16 protein-coding genes and 5 pseudogenes are annotated in these 15063 nt (G+C 68.0%); 14 read left to right on the top strand and 7 right to left on the bottom strand.

Annotated elements, in window-relative coordinates; genetic code table 11:
- Position 1 precedes the first annotated feature (1 nt).
- On the bottom strand, positions 2-1297 hold the full coding sequence (gene pcaC, locus OG953_RS08720) for a 4-carboxymuconolactone decarboxylase (protein WP_405683346.1): 1296 nt from the start codon (positions 1295-1297) through the stop codon (positions 2-4).
- On the bottom strand, positions 1276-2496 hold the full coding sequence (locus OG953_RS08725; RefSeq protein WP_405683347.1) for a tyrosine-type recombinase/integrase: 1221 nt from the start codon (positions 2494-2496) through the stop codon (positions 1276-1278). The genes pcaC and OG953_RS08725 overlap by 22 nt, the downstream gene beginning before the upstream one ends.
- A gap of 538 nt (positions 2497-3034) precedes the next feature.
- On the opposite strand from OG953_RS08725, the pseudogene OG953_RS08730 reads away from it, so the two are divergent.
- Positions 3035-4118, top strand: a pseudogene (locus tag OG953_RS08730) (integrase core domain-containing protein).
- A gap of 178 nt (positions 4119-4296) precedes the next feature.
- Positions 4297-5004 (top strand): hypothetical protein, encoded by a 708-nt coding sequence (locus tag OG953_RS08735; RefSeq protein ID WP_405683348.1) that lies wholly within the window; start codon positions 4297-4299, stop codon positions 5002-5004.
- A 242-nt stretch (positions 5005-5246) separates the two neighbouring features.
- Here the strand turns inward: OG953_RS08735 and OG953_RS08740 are convergent, their stop codons facing one another.
- Entirely contained in the window at positions 5247-5459 is a 213-nt protein-coding gene (locus tag OG953_RS08740; RefSeq protein WP_405683349.1) for a hypothetical protein, read from the bottom strand.
- 604 nt (positions 5460-6063) lie between these two features.
- Here OG953_RS08740 and OG953_RS08745 point away from each other — a divergent pair.
- From OG953_RS08745 to OG953_RS08760, 4 genes and pseudogenes are all read left to right on the top strand, one after another.
- On the top strand, positions 6064-6219 hold the full coding sequence (locus OG953_RS08745) for a DUF6131 family protein (RefSeq protein ID WP_266749804.1): 156 nt from the start codon (positions 6064-6066) through the stop codon (positions 6217-6219).
- A 184-nt stretch (positions 6220-6403) separates the two neighbouring features.
- Positions 6404-6889, top strand: coding sequence for a hypothetical protein (locus OG953_RS08750; protein ID WP_371665953.1), 486 nt, complete (start codon positions 6404-6406; stop codon positions 6887-6889).
- 80 nt (positions 6890-6969) lie between these two features.
- Complete coding sequence (locus OG953_RS08755) at positions 6970-7452, top strand: hypothetical protein (RefSeq protein ID WP_266749801.1); 483 nt, start codon at positions 6970-6972, stop codon at positions 7450-7452.
- A 63-nt stretch (positions 7453-7515) separates the two neighbouring features.
- Positions 7516-7662: pseudogene (locus OG953_RS08760) on the top strand (CsbD family protein); the annotation flags it as partial.
- 48 nt (positions 7663-7710) lie between these two features.
- On the opposite strand, the gene OG953_RS08765 reads toward OG953_RS08760, so the two are convergent.
- Positions 7711-8253, bottom strand: a complete 543-nt coding sequence (locus OG953_RS08765) for a hypothetical protein (protein WP_266749797.1) — start codon at positions 8251-8253, stop codon at positions 7711-7713.
- Positions 8254-8401: 148 nt separating this feature from the next.
- Between OG953_RS08765 and OG953_RS08770 the strand changes: the two are divergent.
- Positions 8402-8632: pseudogene (locus OG953_RS08770) on the top strand (hypothetical protein); the annotation flags it as partial.
- Positions 8633-9066: 434 nt separating this feature from the next.
- Here the strand turns inward: OG953_RS08770 and OG953_RS08775 are convergent.
- Positions 9067-9339, bottom strand: coding sequence for a hypothetical protein (locus OG953_RS08775; protein WP_405683350.1), 273 nt, complete (start codon positions 9337-9339; stop codon positions 9067-9069).
- Between the two features lie 700 nt (positions 9340-10039).
- Here OG953_RS08775 and OG953_RS08780 point away from each other — a divergent pair.
- From OG953_RS08780 to OG953_RS08805, 6 genes are all read left to right on the top strand, one after another.
- Complete coding sequence (locus OG953_RS08780) at positions 10040-10471, top strand: Asp23/Gls24 family envelope stress response protein (RefSeq protein WP_266749795.1); 432 nt, start codon at positions 10040-10042, stop codon at positions 10469-10471.
- A gap of 38 nt (positions 10472-10509) precedes the next feature.
- Positions 10510-10737, top strand: a complete 228-nt coding sequence (locus OG953_RS08785; protein ID WP_266749793.1) for a hypothetical protein — start codon at positions 10510-10512, stop codon at positions 10735-10737.
- 242 nt (positions 10738-10979) lie between these two features.
- Positions 10980-11180, top strand: coding sequence for a hypothetical protein (locus OG953_RS08790; RefSeq protein WP_405683351.1), 201 nt, complete (start codon positions 10980-10982; stop codon positions 11178-11180).
- Positions 11177-11860 carry a DUF6286 domain-containing protein gene (locus tag OG953_RS08795; RefSeq protein ID WP_266904931.1) on the top strand — a complete coding sequence of 228 codons (684 nt, stop codon included), beginning with the start codon at positions 11177-11179 and terminating at the stop codon, positions 11858-11860. Before OG953_RS08790 ends, OG953_RS08795 begins: the two co-directional genes overlap by 4 nt.
- Before the next feature lie 8 nt (positions 11861-11868).
- Complete coding sequence (amaP, locus tag OG953_RS08800) at positions 11869-12465, top strand: alkaline shock response membrane anchor protein AmaP (RefSeq protein WP_266749789.1); 597 nt, start codon at positions 11869-11871, stop codon at positions 12463-12465.
- Between the two features lie 223 nt (positions 12466-12688).
- On the top strand, positions 12689-14194 hold the full coding sequence (locus OG953_RS08805; RefSeq protein ID WP_405691733.1) for an ISL3 family transposase: 1506 nt from the start codon (positions 12689-12691) through the stop codon (positions 14192-14194).
- A gap of 23 nt (positions 14195-14217) precedes the next feature.
- On the opposite strand, the pseudogene OG953_RS08810 reads toward OG953_RS08805, so the two are convergent.
- A pseudogene (locus OG953_RS08810) lies at positions 14218-14443 on the bottom strand (hypothetical protein); the annotation flags it as partial.
- 19 nt (positions 14444-14462) lie between these two features.
- Positions 14463-14558 (bottom strand): annotated as a pseudogene (locus tag OG953_RS08815) (transposase); the annotation flags it as partial.
- 203 nt (positions 14559-14761) lie between these two features.
- Between OG953_RS08815 and OG953_RS08820 the strand changes: the two are divergent.
- Positions 14762-14917, top strand: coding sequence for a DUF6131 family protein (locus OG953_RS08820; protein ID WP_266749788.1), 156 nt, complete (start codon positions 14762-14764; stop codon positions 14915-14917).
- Positions 14918-15063: the final 146 nt, after the last annotated feature.

A 15063-nucleotide genomic window follows, 5' to 3' on the forward strand; every position in this document is an offset into this window, starting at 1 on the left:
GCTACGGGCGGGGCGTCGTTTCTTCTTGAATCACGGTCTGGGCGATCGAGAAGGCGGCGCTCGCGGCCGGTACGCCGCAGTACACGGCGGTCTGCATCAGCACCTCCTTGATCTCGGCCGGGGTGAGGCCGTTGCGCAGCGCGGCCCTGACATGGACGGCCAGGCCCTCCAGATGGCCGGAGGCGACCAGCGCGGTGAGCGTGACACAGCTGCGGGTGCGGCGGTCCAGGCCCTCCCGGGTCCACACCTCGCCCCAGGCGTAGCGCGTGACCAGCTCCTGGAAATCGCCGGTGAAATCGTCGGAGGCGGCCATGGTCCGGTCCACATGGGCGTCGCCCAGCACCTCGCGGCGCACCTTCATGCCGGGCTCGTACGGGTCGGCGCGTCCGGTGGTCCCGGTCTCGGGCTGCGGTGTGGCGGCGGTGATCTCCGCGATGGGCAGCACCGGGGTGGAGAGCTGCGGGGCGAAGGGCGGGACGGGGATGGCGGGAAGGGTGTCCTGCCAGGCCGTGGAGAAGTGGGTGAGGAGCAGATCGGTGACGGCTCCGGGCTGCTCGACCGGGGCGAGGTGGGAGGCTCCGGGGACGAGGGCGAGCCGGGCGTCCGGTATGCCCGCGACCAGGGTGCGGGCGTCGCCCGGTCCGGTGACCCGGTCCTCGGCGCCGACCAGTACGAGGGTCGGAACGGTGATGCGGCCGAGTTCGCCGCGGACGTCGAAGGTGGCGAGGGCTTCGCAGGCGGCGATGTAACAGCCGGGGTCGGTGGTGCGGACCATCTGGACGGCCCACTCGACGATGGCCGGCTGGGCGGCGGCGAAACCAGGGGTGAACCAGCGCTCCGGTGCGGTGCGGGCCATCGGCTCCAGGCCGTTGGTGCGGACGACCACCCCACGCTGGCGGAACTCGTCGGCGCTGCCGAACCGGGGCGAGGCGGCGACCAGTGCCAGCGAGGCGACCCGGTGCGGGTGGCGCAGCGCGAGGTCGGCGCCGATCGCCCCTCCGATGGAGCAGCCCGCGTACCCGAAGCGCTGGACGCCGAGCCCGTCGAGAGTGGCGAGCAGCCGGTCGGAGAGTTCGGTGACGGCGGCCGCGGGTTGGGCAGGGGCGCCGCCGTGGCCGGGGAGGTCGAAGCGGAAGACTCTCCAGTGCTGGGTGAGCTCCGGTATCTGCCGGTCCCACATGTGCCATGTAGCACCGAGGAAGGTCCCCATGACGAGGACCGGGGCCTCTTCCGGCCCGTCAAAGCGGTATTGCAGGGTTTCGACGTTCTTCTCACTCACCCCTTCACGCTCCCACATCTCACATTCTCTTCGTGAGCGGGGGCGGGGGCCCTCGCCAGTTCTCCCCACGTATCCGCGGCCGGCCGTAGATCCTCCACATCCGGCTTCACATACCAACGCTTCGTCGTCCGGACGTCGGTGTGCCCTGCCCAGCGGGCAAGCAGATGGTCCGGCACCCCGTTCATATAGGTGAAACAGCTCGCGCGGGCGTCGTACAAACGGACCCGGCGCAGCGCGTTCTCGGCCATGACCTGGTACGCCCGCTCACGCAGCTGCCGCCCGTTGAGTGCCCTGCCGAGTCGATCTACGAGCACGTACCCGTTGTCCTCGTATCTCTCCCCCGCCGCGAGCTTCTCGGTGATCTGCGTGGCCTTGAAGCCGGCGAGGGCCTCCCCCACCAGATCGGGCAGGGGAAGCTGCCGCTCACCGGCAAGCGACTTCGCATCCTTTTCGACCACGAACCGGTTGCCCATCAGCGTCCGGGTCCGGGTGACAGCCAGGGTGGCCCTTCCCAGATCGACGTCGGCCCAGCGCGTCCCGCAGATCTCCGCCGGCCGCAGTCCCATCAGGGACAGAAGGAAAGCGGCGCACAGTCGGTCGTCCTTGACCGCGCACACGAAGGCGCGTACCTCCGCGAGGTTCCAGGGCGGGAGCATCGCTTTCGTCCGCCGTTCCGCTTTCCGAAGGTTCCGGGGGATCGTCACCTCCCGGGCGACGTTCACCTCGACGAGGCGCCGCGTCACCGCCCGGTCGAGCGCCTCTCTCAGCCGCGCCAGCGACATCTCGACCGAGGCCACCCCGAGACCGGTGCCCGCCTTGCCACCTCGAACCCGTCCCTCCCGCAGCGCCCACTTCATCCATGCCTCGACGTCATCCTCAGTGAGTTCCTGAAGCCGGATGTGCCCGAGTCTTCCCCGAAGCCGGCCCAGGGTCATGGTGTAGCTGTAGACGGTGCTCACCTCCAGGTCCTCCGCCTTCTTTGCGAGCCACTGATCGAGCCACTCGTCCAGCGTCCGCGCGTCGAACGGCACGGACGCCGTCTCGTAGCGACGGTTCGTGATGCGCGCATACTCGGCCTTCGCTTCCCTCAGCGTGTCGAAGGTGCGGGTCACCTGCTGCCGCTTCCCAGTCGAGGAGTGAGTTCCCACGTCGACCACAAACCGGTACCGGATCTGCCCCTTCGCATTAGGGGGAAGCTTCTTGATCGGAACAGACACAACTTCACTCTCCTTGAGGGCGTGGAACCGCCCACGCAGGCATGGACATCGCCGCATTCCAGCGCTGGGTCCGCAGCAGGGCGGCCGCAGACTGCCGAACGCGAGCAAGTCCCATGGTCGTCACCATCACCGGTTTGGCTAACCGGCACTCTTGGCCTATATTCCGCACGCCGACGGACGGGACATCCGCCACAACACCGTCCCTTCCTGCGCTGACCACCGCTGTTGGGGGGGTGTGCCGGTCAGTGAGGGCGACCACGCGATAGCGGTCAGCGCGCAGACCACGCGTGTGCAGTTGCGCCAATTGATGAGGCAGATCGGAGACTGCGGAGCGGTGCTGACCATCGACGACACCTGAATCCTGAAGAAGGGCGTCCGCTCGGCCGGTGTGTGGCGAGTTCGTGGCCGAGGTGTTCGCTTCGCTGAAGCGCAGGGATCAGCGCGGGTGGGGGGACTGCTTGTGGGGGCTCGTAAAGTCATCGCGGCTGGTCAGCACCCGCCTCCAGGGGCGTCGGTAAGGACTTGTCATGCTGCCCTGGTGATCGCGTCCCTGCTCTGCCGCACCGCCCGCGCGCTGTTGTCCGTCCCCGCGGTCCTACTGCGCCGAGACACCGCCAAGGATGCCGAACTGCTGGTGCTGCGGCACGAGAATGCCATCCTGCGCAGGCATGTGAAGGGCAGGGTGCGCTATGAGCCGGCCGACCGATTCTGGCTCGCCGCCCTCAGCTCGCTGATACCGCGTGACCGCTGGACCGCCGTCTTCCCCGTCACCCCCGGCACTTTGCCGGCCTGGCACCGCAAACTGATCGCCAGGAAGTGGGACTACTCCGCCCGCGGCTCCCGCACCGGACGGCCGCCGACGACGGCCGCACTCAAGAGTCTCGTGCTGCGCCTGGCCGATGAAAATCCCCGCCGGGGCCACCGCCGCATCCAGGGCGAACTGGCCCGACCCGGCACCCCATCGCGGCCTCCACGGTCTGGGAGATCCTGCACGCAGCAGGCATCGACCCGGCCCCGCGCCGCTCCGGCCCCACCTGGCGCGACTTCCTCACGGCGCGGGCTCAGGGGATCCTTGCCGCGGACTTCTTCCCTATCGACACGGACTGGGGCAAGCGCCTGTACGCGATGGCGTTCATCGAGCACGGCACCCGGAGACTGCACATCACCGGCGTGACCGCGCACCCACCGCGCAGTGGGCGGTACAACAGGCCCGGAACATCGCTGCCGACCTCGGCGAGCGGGGCGCCGGGCCCCGGTTCCTGCTACGCGACCGCGACAGCCAGGTACACCGACGCCTTCGATGCCGTCTTCACCGCCGAGGACACGGAGGTGCTGCTCAGCGCGCCCCGGCACCGCGCATGAACGCGCATTGCGAACGCGTGATCGGCACCATCCGCCGCGAGCCCCTCGACCACGTCCTGATCCTGAGCGAGAGCCACGCCAGGAAGGTCCTGACTGACTACCAGGACCACTACAACGGACACCGGCCGCACCAATCCCGGCAACAGCTACCGCCCAGCGCGACCGAACAGCCCGCAATCGTGCACGACCTCGACGACCGAAGCCTGCTCCGCACCAGGGTCCTCGGCGGCATCATCAACGAGTATCGATACGCCGCGTGACCTGCAGCGACGACTTTTCGAGCCCCACAGGCCAGTCAGCGGTCGTATGAGCAAGCCGCGTCGTCGGGCCGGTCGACGAACTTCTCCTGCACCCGGGTCCAGTCCTGGGGAACCGTGGTCGGCGTGCGGCGGGTTCGGACGCTGTTGCAGGGGCTTGGGGAGCAGGAGGGCTCCCCAGATGCTCCAGCGTGAGGCCGGGGTAGGGATCCCCGGCGCCGGTCAGCAGCTCGGGTCGGACGACGGCAGCCAACGCCGGGCGGCGTTGCCCGGCGGGCGAGGACCTGCCCCCAGCTCGTCCATCAGCGAGTTGAGGCTGGCGTTGCCCCGATGGGACTTGTTGCCGGAGAGCATCGACTCCACACTGTCTTCGTCCTCTTCCGAGGCGTCGCCGTCCACTGTCTCGGCGTCGAGGTCGGGGTCTTTTCTCACTGGTGCCGGTCAGGTCGGCGAGGACCAGCGCGTCCAGCTGGCGGGACGTCTGCCCGCGCGAGCGTGCGGCGGCCTCGCCGACCGGACCGCGGCCGGCGTCCAACACGCTCCGATCACCCCCGCTCCGCCGCGCCGCTCCTGGCCGACAGATCTGCGCGCCCGCCGTAAGGCCGCCGACGACACCCGCCGCAACCAGTTGGCGCTCCGCCAGTCCAGAAACCCGCGTCGCTGGCGGTACACCGGCCAGCGCACCGCGCCGCTCTCCGCGCTCTGGCTCCTCGCCCCCGCCCAAGGAATCCGTGGCCCATGCCGCCCCCTCACCGACGAGGAGCAGCGCCAGATCGACGTCGTCGCAGTGTCCGCCCGCGCGATCGAGCGAGCCCTCGACATCGGCGACGGGCAGGTACGCCTCGCTGAGCTCTGCCCAATCTGCGACGGCCCCTCGACCTCCACGTAGGTGCCGGGGCAGCCCCCGCCGTACGGTGCACCAGTTGCGGACGGACATGGACTCAGGCGACTACTGACGCGGGATGATGCGCATCCGCGCCACTCAATCGGAGAGCCTCAGGTGTCGACCCGTCAGGCAGCACTCCCGAACGTATCTGATCGACGAGGCTCAGCGAGCGGCCCGGTAGCTGGACCACCGAAAGGCTGGAAGGCGCACACCGGCAGACTCCTCGGTTTCTGAGGGGGCGAAGGTCAGGCCGCGTCCCATTGGTGGGCACGGCTGCCCCGCCACTCCACCATCTGGGAATCGTCGATCAGAGTCTCCGGGTCCGGGAGACCGACACGGCGGAGGAACTCAATCAGGTCGTGATCATCGTGGGCGAGGCCGAGGACGTGGCCGTAAGCGGTAACCCGGCGGCCTCCGGACGGGGACGGCTGGTGCACGACTATCGGTGCGGAGCGCATGAAACCAGCGTGCGACGGACCACTAGCCACAGCATGCCGACGGCGGTGTCGGGGCGGCACATCTGGCAGGCCACGGCGGCGTCCTCGGCGATCAGGCTCAGCGCCTGCTCGTGAGAGGTAGCTCGTTCAGCCGACAGCAGGGCGCGTCGACACTGCACCGCTCGCCCTCAGCTGTCACGGTTGGCCCAAGGCCGCATCATCGCCGTCACACTCGATATGCCGCCCCGCCCCGCTCTGGGCGCCTGGGCCGACGTCGCCTTTCACCAGGCGCCAGGGCGGGACGCGTAGTCGTCGGGTCCGGCAGCTTCCAACCCTGCACAAGCAGTCCAGCCGGGGTCACCCTCGCATTCAGTAGGGTCGACATCGCCGGTGCGGGCAGTCTTCCGGTCCACGTCCGTGCCACTCCCCCGGGAAGGGCGCGCTCGTCGTGGGACCCGGTGGCGCCAGGGCGTCGTGGTGGAGACGGGGGAACTGCGGCCGCGCAGGTGAGCACGCGTCCGGCCTGCGGTACGGCGGGCCCTGGCTGACCTTGCTGATCAATTTGTCAGTGAGGCAGGCAGAGAGGACGATTAGCGCTGGGGTTCATGCGTGATCGGAGGAAACCGTGATCGTCATCGGAGTCGTTCTGCTGATTGTGGCGTTCTTGGCCAAGATCACCATCCTGTGGACTGTCGGGATCATCCTGATCGTGATCGGGGCCATCCTGTTCCTGCTGGGACACCTGGGCCACGCGGTCGGCGGACGACGGCATTACTGGTAGACGCAACCGCGCCCCGCTGTACAGCGTGGGCGGGTGAACCGCCCTCTTTGAGGCGTGGGCAGGGGCGGCGGCCGCATTGCACGGGGGCTCACTCGGCTAACGAGCGGAGGACCCAATGTCCCCTATTGTCGTGATCATCATTGCCGTCGTGCTGGTGCTTCTCTTGTGCACGGTGGCAGCGTGGATGGTTACCATGCGCCGCCGGAAGCTGCGGGAGCAATTCGGCCCGGAGTACGAGCGGGCCGTGGAAGCCAAGCACGGTCGCCGGGCGGGCGAGCGTGAGCTGCGCGAGCGCGAGGAACGCCACGACGCGCTGGACATCAAGCCACTACCCGCACCTGTCCGCGACCGCTACACCCAGGACTGGACCCGGGTGCAGGAGACGTTCGTCGACCGGCCCGACGACGCGGTCCACCAGGCGGACCGGCTCGTAACCACGCTCATGAGCGAACGCGGGTACCCGACCAAGGGGTACGAGCAGCAGCTGAAGGACCTGTCGGTCCAACACGGGCGCACGCTGGAGCACTACCGCGCCGCCCACGAGGTCAACGACCGCAGCAGCCGCCATCAGGCGACCACGGAGGAGCTGCGCGGCGCGATGGTGCACTACCGCGAGCTGTTCGACGAACTGCTCCACAACGGCGACCGGCCACGCGAGAGCCAGGAGTGAGCCCGCAGCCAGTGACTTGAGAATGACGAGTCGGCCCAGTCGACGCCCGGCCGCAACACGTGACGGACGGAAGTGAAGAGATGCGCAACCAAGACACACCCCAGCCGAACGAGGGCGTTCCGTCCACGGAGGACCTGACCGGTGCCCGGCAGGACCCCGGAGATGAGGCGCCGGGCTTGGCTGACGCCCCACCGGAGTACCCCGGGGAGGCCACGACCACCGACCGGGAGGGCCGGGAGGAAAGCGGCGGCCGGGCATCCGTCAGTGAACGCCGCGAAGAAGAACTGGCCAAGGAGAACGAACCCCTGCTCGGGAATGAGCAGGAGGTATTCCGCGCCAGGTGGCAGAAGATCCAGGGCGAATTCGTCGACGACCCCAAGAACGCCGTCAACGCGGCCGACCAGCTGGTCGCCGAGACGATGCAGGCACTGGCCACGACCTTCGCCGAGCACAAGCGAGGTCTCGAAGGCCAGTGGCATCGCGGTGAGGAGGTGGCGACCGAGGATCTGCGCCTTGCGCTCCAGCGCTACCGCTCGTTCTTCAACCGCTTGCTCAGCACCTGACCAAACCGCTGACTGGCCACCCTCCCGATGCACTGGCAGATCACTCACAAAGGACGGCCGACCATGAGTATCGCGCACAAAGCCGAAGCGGTCAAAGGCGGCGCCAAAAAGGCTGCCGGCCGCGGAACAGGTAGTCGGCGTCTGCAAGCGGAAGGACGCGGCGACAAGGTCAAAGGCAACATCAAACAGGCTGGGGCGAAGATCAAGGACGCCTTCAAACACAGACCATTGCGCCCCTCGACCCGACCCGCAGGGGCTCTACGCCGAGGAGTGGCGCTCCAGGGCATGCTGACGGGTGGCTTTGGTCAGTTCGTGCCAGAAGGGGGCGGCGGTGAGGTAGAGGCCGAGGACGGAGATGATACTGAGCGAGATGTCGACGCTGATCCGGCCCTGTTTGGCCCAGTAGACGTCCTTCAGGTCCAAGAGGAGGGCGAATTCGTCGGCGATGAGCGCTGTTCCGGCGCCGTAGGCCGCCCCGACGCCGGGATGTCCGACGTATTGTGCGTCACCCCGTACGGCGACCAGTCCGACGCCGGCCAGTGTGGCGATACCGAAGTTGTAATGGTGCATGTGGGTCCCGCCCGACGTGGAGACGTTGCCCCAGGGCAGTCGGCCGCTGCGGATGCCGTGAGTGATCAGGCGGGCGCCCCCGAAGGTGGCCCCGAAGGAGAGCCAGGTCGCAAGGAGGGAGCGCTGCGTTGGGTTGGTGTGCTCGTCCAAAGTTTCCCGCCACCGTCGCAGCAGCCCTGGACGCCGCTCATGGCGCTCGTCATCTCCGCGCTGTTCCGCGTTCTCGCGCATCGGACCAACCTCCTCGTCACCTTTCGCGGTGGCTTTCGTCCCTGACCTCATACCACCTCACAGGGCAATACACCTAGGCCAGACGGGCATGTCGAGAACTCCTCCGCCTCCTCGACAGCCTGAGCGTTAACATTTCTGATTCCACATGATCGGCAACGTCTACGTGGCCGCCCCCGACTTCCGGGTACGGCTCGGCTCGGCTTCCTACCCGAGGGCGAGGACGACGGTCTGTGGCGCATCAACGCCTGAGTTCGTCACCGCCTTCACGACCGCGCTCGCCAAAGGATACGAGCAGGGACCCTATGCATACCTCGCTCCGCCGGATCCGCAGGACCCGGCACGCGACCCGTTCCTCGCCGTGGTGTCGCGAATTCGTCGACGACCCCAAGAACGCCGTCAACGCGGCCGACCAGCTGGTCGCCGAGACGATGCAGGCACTGGCCACGACCTTCGCCGAGCACAAGCAAGGTCTCGAAGGCCAGTGGCATCGCGGTGAGGAGGTGGCGACCGAGGATCTGCGCCTTGCGCTCCAGCGCTACCGCTCGTTCTTCAACCGCTTGCTCACAGAGCCTGGGGGCCGGCCTCGGCCCAAACCCAGCGCCATCGCTGAACAGACCGGACGCTGCCCCGTAGATCCGTGGCGATCACCGCGTTCGTCTCACCCCGCCCGAACCGTTCGGCCGCCTCCAGCCGTAACCGCTCCCGGAACTCCTGCCGTTCAGCGGTCAGCCCGCCCCCTTGTGGATCTCGTATGTCACGGTGATACCGCACGGATCGAGAACCATCAGCCCCTACGACACCACGAGTCCAACCTCAGTAGGCCGCAGTTTCTGCGATGAGGACGGCGACGGTTACCAGGCCCGAGGTGTCACTGGTGGCTGCGTCCGCTACCGCCGCCCGGAGGGCGCGGGCTACTTCCAGTGGATGGTACCCGGGGGCGACCGCAAGCTGGACCTCGATGTGCCGGCCTGGTGGATGGTCATGTCGCTCCACTTTGACCGGGCGGCTTCCCAGCACGGCGGTGAGGCGGGCCACGCCCGGAACAGCCGCCGCGACGTCGGCCAGCTCCCCAATGGGGCCCCGCATGGGTCCTGTTCCGGTCGTTGGGAGCGAGCTCCGCGCGGCTGCAGCCTCCGGCGGGGGCCCCGTGGCGTTCCCTGCGGTCCGCGACCTGACTTCTCTCTCCATGCCTTCATAGAGGTCCGTGACGCGCAGATCAACTGCCACGGTGGACAGGCCGAGCCGTTCAGCGGCCGCGTTGAGCAATGCGCCCCTCAACTGCTCCGCGGTCCGGGGCAGCGGCCGCCCCATGAATGCGGTGAATGCGGCCTCGATCCTGAGCGGGCCAGGCGATAGCGCACTGGCCGGCGGACGGACGGACGGCTCGGACACGGGCCCGAGCGATACCGGTCCGATGCGCAGGCTCTCCAGCCAAACGCCAGGAATCTCAGCGGCCGTGCGCCCGAGGGCCCGGACGGCCGCTTGCTCGGTGCTCCACGTCCCGTCGTCAGGCCCTCCGAGCGGGAGCAGCCGACCCAGGCCGAGCTGGCGCCGTACTGCCTGCATCCACGCCTCAGTTTTCACCGGCCTCTCACCCTCTTCCATGGCCGCGGTTCTCCCCCTCCCGCACTGCGCCCCCACTCCGCAGGGGCTCTGGACAGGGGCACTTCGTACCACTCGTTGGACCACCCCGTCTCACGGTTCGCGCCTCTGATAAAACCCACTAAAACGAATATAATCCGATCAAAGAGTGCTTAGGTGATCTCCTTCAGGGAGGAATAGCCCGATGACTGAGAACACCGACGGAAAGCACGGCGGTGCGCCCGGCTCTCGCGGTCGGACGACCATCGCCGACGTGGTGGTAGAGAAGATCGCCGGAATGGCGGCACGCGATGTGCCCGGCGTCCATGCCCTGGGCAGTGGATTCGCCCGCTCGATGGGATCCATGCGGGAGCGGATGCCCGGCGCCGGTAGTGGCAAATCCGTCACGCGCGGGGTCAGCGTCGAGGTGGGAGAGGTGCAGGCGGCCATCGATCTGGAGATCGTCGTCGACTACGGCGTCTCCATCACGGACGTGGCCAGTGACGTACGCGAGAACGTGATCTCCGCAGTGGAGCGGATGGCGGGCCTGGAAGTCGTGGAAGTCGATATCGCGGTCAGCGATGTGAAGCTGCCCGACGAGGAGGACGAAGAGGAACAGCGGCAGCGGGTTCAGTAGCCAAGGGGGAGCAGCCCGCTTGAGCGAAGGAGCGCGTGATGAGCAAGGCTGTGGTCGGCTTGATTGCCGGAATGGCACTGGGCTTCGCCGGATACTTCGGTGGCTTCTGGGCCTTCCTGCTCGTGCTGGTACTGGGCGCCGTCGGACTTGTCGCCGGGCGCTTGATGGAAGGTGATCTCGAACCGGGTGACTTCATCCGCCGCCGTGACGACCACCAGCGGATGCGCGATGACCGGCGACAGACTCAGGGAGACTGGCGGCAGTGACCAGTGACGTCGATCGTCGTCCGGGCCTTCCTCGCGGGGAGCGGGGTGCGACCACCGTCTCCGACCGAGTCGTTGCGAAGATCGCTTCCCACGTGGCCCGCGAGGCACTGAGCCGGTTCACCGAGTCGGCCAGCCACGTACCGCCCGACCGCCGCACACCACACGTGACGACGTCTGTGCGGCGGGCACCGGAGCGGAACGACACAGGACGGGACAGCGATCCTGCCGATAGCCGTCCGGCCATGCTTGGCGAAGTACGGATGCGCATCGCCATGGAGCTGGGCTATCCGTCCGACATCGGAACTCAGTGCGCTGCGGTGCGCCGCGAGGTCATCGAACGGCTCAGGACATGGGCCGGCATGGACGTGTCCGAACTCACGGTGTCGGTCGAGAGACTGCACTCGGTGCACTCGCGGCATACAGACCGGGAGAGAGTGAGATGAGCGCGAACACCTGGCGGCAGCCGACCGGCGATGGCGACATTCCCTCCGGTACGGGACAGCCAACTTCGTCCGCGGGCAACCCCCCAGGTACGGGCGCGACGGCAGCGGTCCATAAATCGGGCCGGTCGGCGCGCCGCTTCTGGTCCGCACGGCGGATCCCCGCAGCCATTGTGGCGCTGCTGTCCGTCGCAGCCATTGGGCTGCTCCTGTACGACGTGGTCTCGGTGCGGGCAGACCAGCCCGGGATGAGCTGGCGACGGCGTCTCGCCGAGGAACTGGCCACACGACCACTGCATGACATCTGGATGACCGTCGGAGCCGCCGTAGCGATGGCCCTTGGCCTGTGGCTTTTCCTGCTGGCGGTGACGCCGGGACTGCGCAGACTGCTACCCATGCGGCAGCCCACCAGAATCCCCAGAACAGGGGAAGTCCGCGCCGGGCTCGACCGCCACGCAGCCGCCCTGCTTCTGCGCGACCGGGCCGTACGGGTGTCCGGTGTGCAATCGGCACGGGTCGACGTCGGCCGTCGGAAGGTCAAAGCCCGGGCACAGGCACATTTCCGCGATCTCAACGAGGTTCACGCGGACCTGAACGCCGCGTTGGGCGAAGCCGTGACGAACTTGGGTCTCGCCCAGCAGCCCACGCTGGACGTGCGCGTCCGGCGCCCGAAGAAGGGGTGAGGTGTCCCATGCTCAAGGCAGTGAACCGGGTGCTGCTGGCGCTGCTCGGCATTGCACTGTTCGCCCTGGGTGGCGGCGTGCTGCTGGGTGGGCTGGATCTGCAGCGCCACTGGGGGTTCGACGTGCCGGGCTGGTGGCCCTTCCGAGGGCCGGACGATGTGGTGCTGGGCACCGAGGGACGCACCCGGTGGCGGGAAGAGGACTGGTGGTGGCCGGCCGTCATTGCGGTGCTCGCCGTGCTTCTCGCGCTGCTGCTGTGGTGGCTTCTGGCGCAACTGCGCAGACACCGGCTGGGCCAGGTCCTCATCGAGAGCGAAGACGACACGGCGGCCCGACTCAACGGCCGCGCTCTGGAGGACGCAATCGAGGAAGAGGCGCAAGTCCTGGACGGGATCTCGCGGGCTCAGGTGCGGCTGACGGGTCGGCCTGCTGCTCCGGCCGCACGAGTACGGCTGTTGCTGAAGCCTCACGCGGAACCGGCGCGGGCTCTAGAGCAACTGAGCCGGGAAACGCTCGCACACGCACGGGACTCGGCAGGCCTGGACCGCCTCCCGTCGGAGGTCCAACTCCGGGAAGTCCGCCACCGCACCCGCCGCGTCACCTAAGTGTCCTGTACACGGAGGTTGGTGACAGTTATCGCACGGCGTGGTGATCTTGAACGAGTGAGCACCTTCTGGGTTCGGTAGGGATTGCGACATCTCCACCGACCAGCACAAGGCCCTCATGCGGGTCTGTCAAACGAGCGGCTCTGTCCCGTAATCGGTGGTGACCGTACGTCACTGTGTGTCAGGCTGGGGCGTGCTTGAGGTCAATGCCCTTGTGGGTGTGGTGTTTTCGGGTCTGTCTGCCCTGGTCATCGAGGGTGTGGCGGATGAGGGTGAGCTGGTCCGGGTGGTGGCGCGTACCCGCGATGATCCGGTGCCGTGTCCGGTGTGCGGGACGCCGACCGGGCGGGTGCACGGCTTTCACGGCCGGACGGTGGCGGACGTGGCGGTGGACGGCAGGCGGGTGGTGGTGTCGGTGAGGGTGCGGCGCCTGGTGTGCCCGGTGCTGGGCTGTCCGCGGCAGACGTTTCGTGAGCAGGTGCCCGGCCTGCTGGGGCGCTACCAGCGCCGGACGAACCGGCTCGCCGACCAACTCGGCAGCGTAGTCAGGGAGTTAGCGGGCCGGGCGGGCGCCCGCCTCTCCCGGGCTCTGGCCACCGCGGTGTCGCGCTCGACCGCCCTGCGGATGCTCATGCGACTGCCGCTGCCTCCGCGCCGGGTACCGCGGGTGCTGGGCGTGGACGACTTCGCGCTCAAGCGCCGCCACCGGTACGCCACCATCGTGATCAACGCCGAGACCGGCGAGCGGATCGACGTACTCCCCGACCGCAGCGCGGACACCCTTGAGGCGTGGCTGCGCGAACATCCCGGCGCTGAGATCGTCTGCCGGGACGGCTCAGGCGCCTACGGCGAGGCCATACGCCGGGCCCTGCCCGCCGCGGTGCAGGTCAGCGACCGGTGGCACCTGTGGCACAACCTCTGCGACAAGGCCCTGGCCGAGGTCCGCTCCCACAGCTGCTGCTGGGCCACCGTCAACCCACCCCGCCCCGAGGGAGCACGCGGGCAGACCACCCGCGAACGCTGGCACCAGGTCCACGACCTCCTTGGCAAGGGCGTCGGCCTGCTCGAATGCGCCCGCCGCCTGAACCTCGCCCTCAACACCGTCAAGCGCTACGCCCGCACCCAGGAGTCCAACGCCCTGCGCCGGGCCCCGCAGTACCGGCCCACCCTCGTCGACCCCTACCGCGACCACCTGCGCGCCCGCCGGGCCGCGGACCCCGCCGTCCCCGTGCTTCAGCTCTTCCGCGAGATCAAGGAACTGGGCTACACCGGCAGCCTCAATCTGCTCTACCGCTACATCACCCAGGGCCGGGCCGAGGGCGACCGGCCCGTCATCACCCCGCGCCGCCTCGCCCGCCTTCTCCTCACCCACCCCGACAACCTGCGGGACAAGGACGCCGAACTCCTGTGTGAACTCACCGCCGCCTGCCCCGAGATGACCGAACTCGCGCGTCTCGTCAAGGAGTTCGCTGAACTCCTCACCCCCGCCACCGGCAACGACACCAAGCTCACCGAGTGGATCACAGCCGTCCGCGCCTGCAACCTGCCCCACCTGCACACCTTCGCGAACGGCCTCGAACTCGACCGCGCCGCGGTCAACGCCGGCCTCACTCACCCCCACCACAACGGCCGCACCGAGGGCGTCAACACACGCACCAAGAGGATCATGAGACAGATGCACGGCCGAGCCGGATTTCCCCTGCTCCGCCACCGCATCCTCCTCCAATGACCACCACATAGCGCTACCACCGATTACGGGACAGAGCCAAACGAGCGGTGTAGCTCACGTTGTTGAGGTTTCTGGCGGGCTACTGAGAGACGGCCGTCGAAGGTGATGTCGAAGGCATTCAGTGCAGTTCTCCAACGCATGGTCCAGCGGGCTTGACCCTTGCCGGTGGGATCCAGGGACATGATCTCCATGTGGACGCGCTTCAGTGCGGCCTTCGTTGAGGAAGTGACCGCGGGCCTTGACCGCCCGGCAGAGGCTTCTGCCGCTGGCGTACGATCTTCGGCTCGAACGCGCCTTCACGGTCCCTGGGCACGGTGATCTCCATTGGGCCGACGTCGGTCAGTACCGTCTTGGAGCGGGTCCCGTTGGAAGCTGATGGGTTGCGTCACGGCGCCGATGGTGCCGAGCGCACCGGCGATGATGACGGCCAGGCGGAAGCGCAGGATGTGCTTGCCCTCGCGGCATGGCCTTTTCCCTGGTCTGGTGGACGATCGCCTCGCACGGTCTGCATCGCCGTGCGTATGTGTGAGGCGCATACTGAAAAGACCTGGGAGAACGGAGGACGCCATGATCATCCTCGGCGTCATTCTGCTGGTCATCGGTCTGGTGGCCAGCATATCGATCCTATGGACCATCGGTATCGTGCTCGTCGCGATCGGCATCGTTCTTTGGATCCTGGGTGCCGTCGGGCATGCGGTGGGCGGTCGACGGCACTACTGGTAGGGCTGCTTGTTCCGGCTCCCCGTGCGGCCAATGTGATGTCCAGCGGCGGCCGTGATCTCGGTGTGCTCGGGTGCCGCATGCTCGATGTAGATATTGATGCCGCGGCCCGCAGATCGCTACCAGGGTCGGAAATTCAGCGTCCCGGA

Origin of the sequence: Streptomyces sp. NBC_00057 (genome assembly GCF_045041165.1) — a bacterium.
GTDB lineage: Bacteria > Actinomycetota > Actinomycetes > Streptomycetales > Streptomycetaceae > Streptomyces.

What these genes read in the sequence shown, in the direction of transcription:
- OG953_RS08755 (WP_266749801.1), top strand. Translation starts at nt 6,970, where the DNA reads ATGCGCAACCAAGACACACCCCAGCCGAACGAGGGCGTTCCGTCCACG.
- OG953_RS08820 (WP_266749788.1), top strand. Translation starts at nt 14,762, where the DNA reads ATGATCATCCTCGGCGTCATTCTGCTGGTCATCGGTCTGGTGGCCAGC.
- OG953_RS08765 (WP_266749797.1), bottom strand. Translation starts at nt 8,253, where the DNA reads ATGCGCGAGAACGCGGAACAGCGCGGAGATGACGAGCGCCATGAGCGG.
- OG953_RS08790 (WP_405683351.1), top strand. Translation starts at nt 10,980, where the DNA reads ATGCTTGGCGAAGTACGGATGCGCATCGCCATGGAGCTGGGCTATCCG.
- OG953_RS08780 (WP_266749795.1), top strand. Translation starts at nt 10,040, where the DNA reads ATGACTGAGAACACCGACGGAAAGCACGGCGGTGCGCCCGGCTCTCGC.
- OG953_RS08775 (WP_405683350.1), bottom strand. Translation starts at nt 9,339, where the DNA reads ATGCGGGGCCCCATTGGGGAGCTGGCCGACGTCGCGGCGGCTGTTCCG.
- amaP (WP_266749789.1), top strand. Translation starts at nt 11,869, where the DNA reads ATGCTCAAGGCAGTGAACCGGGTGCTGCTGGCGCTGCTCGGCATTGCA.
- OG953_RS08740 (WP_405683349.1), bottom strand. Translation starts at nt 5,459, where the DNA reads ATGCGCTCCGCACCGATAGTCGTGCACCAGCCGTCCCCGTCCGGAGGC.
- OG953_RS08750 (WP_371665953.1), top strand. Translation starts at nt 6,404, where the DNA reads ATGGTTACCATGCGCCGCCGGAAGCTGCGGGAGCAATTCGGCCCGGAG.
- pcaC (WP_405683346.1), bottom strand. Translation starts at nt 1,297, where the DNA reads ATGTGGGAGCGTGAAGGGGTGAGTGAGAAGAACGTCGAAACCCTGCAA.
- OG953_RS08795 (WP_266904931.1), top strand. Translation starts at nt 11,177, where the DNA reads ATGAGCGCGAACACCTGGCGGCAGCCGACCGGCGATGGCGACATTCCC.
- OG953_RS08735 (WP_405683348.1), top strand. Translation starts at nt 4,297, where the DNA reads ATGCTCCAGCGTGAGGCCGGGGTAGGGATCCCCGGCGCCGGTCAGCAG.
- OG953_RS08785 (WP_266749793.1), top strand. Translation starts at nt 10,510, where the DNA reads ATGAGCAAGGCTGTGGTCGGCTTGATTGCCGGAATGGCACTGGGCTTC.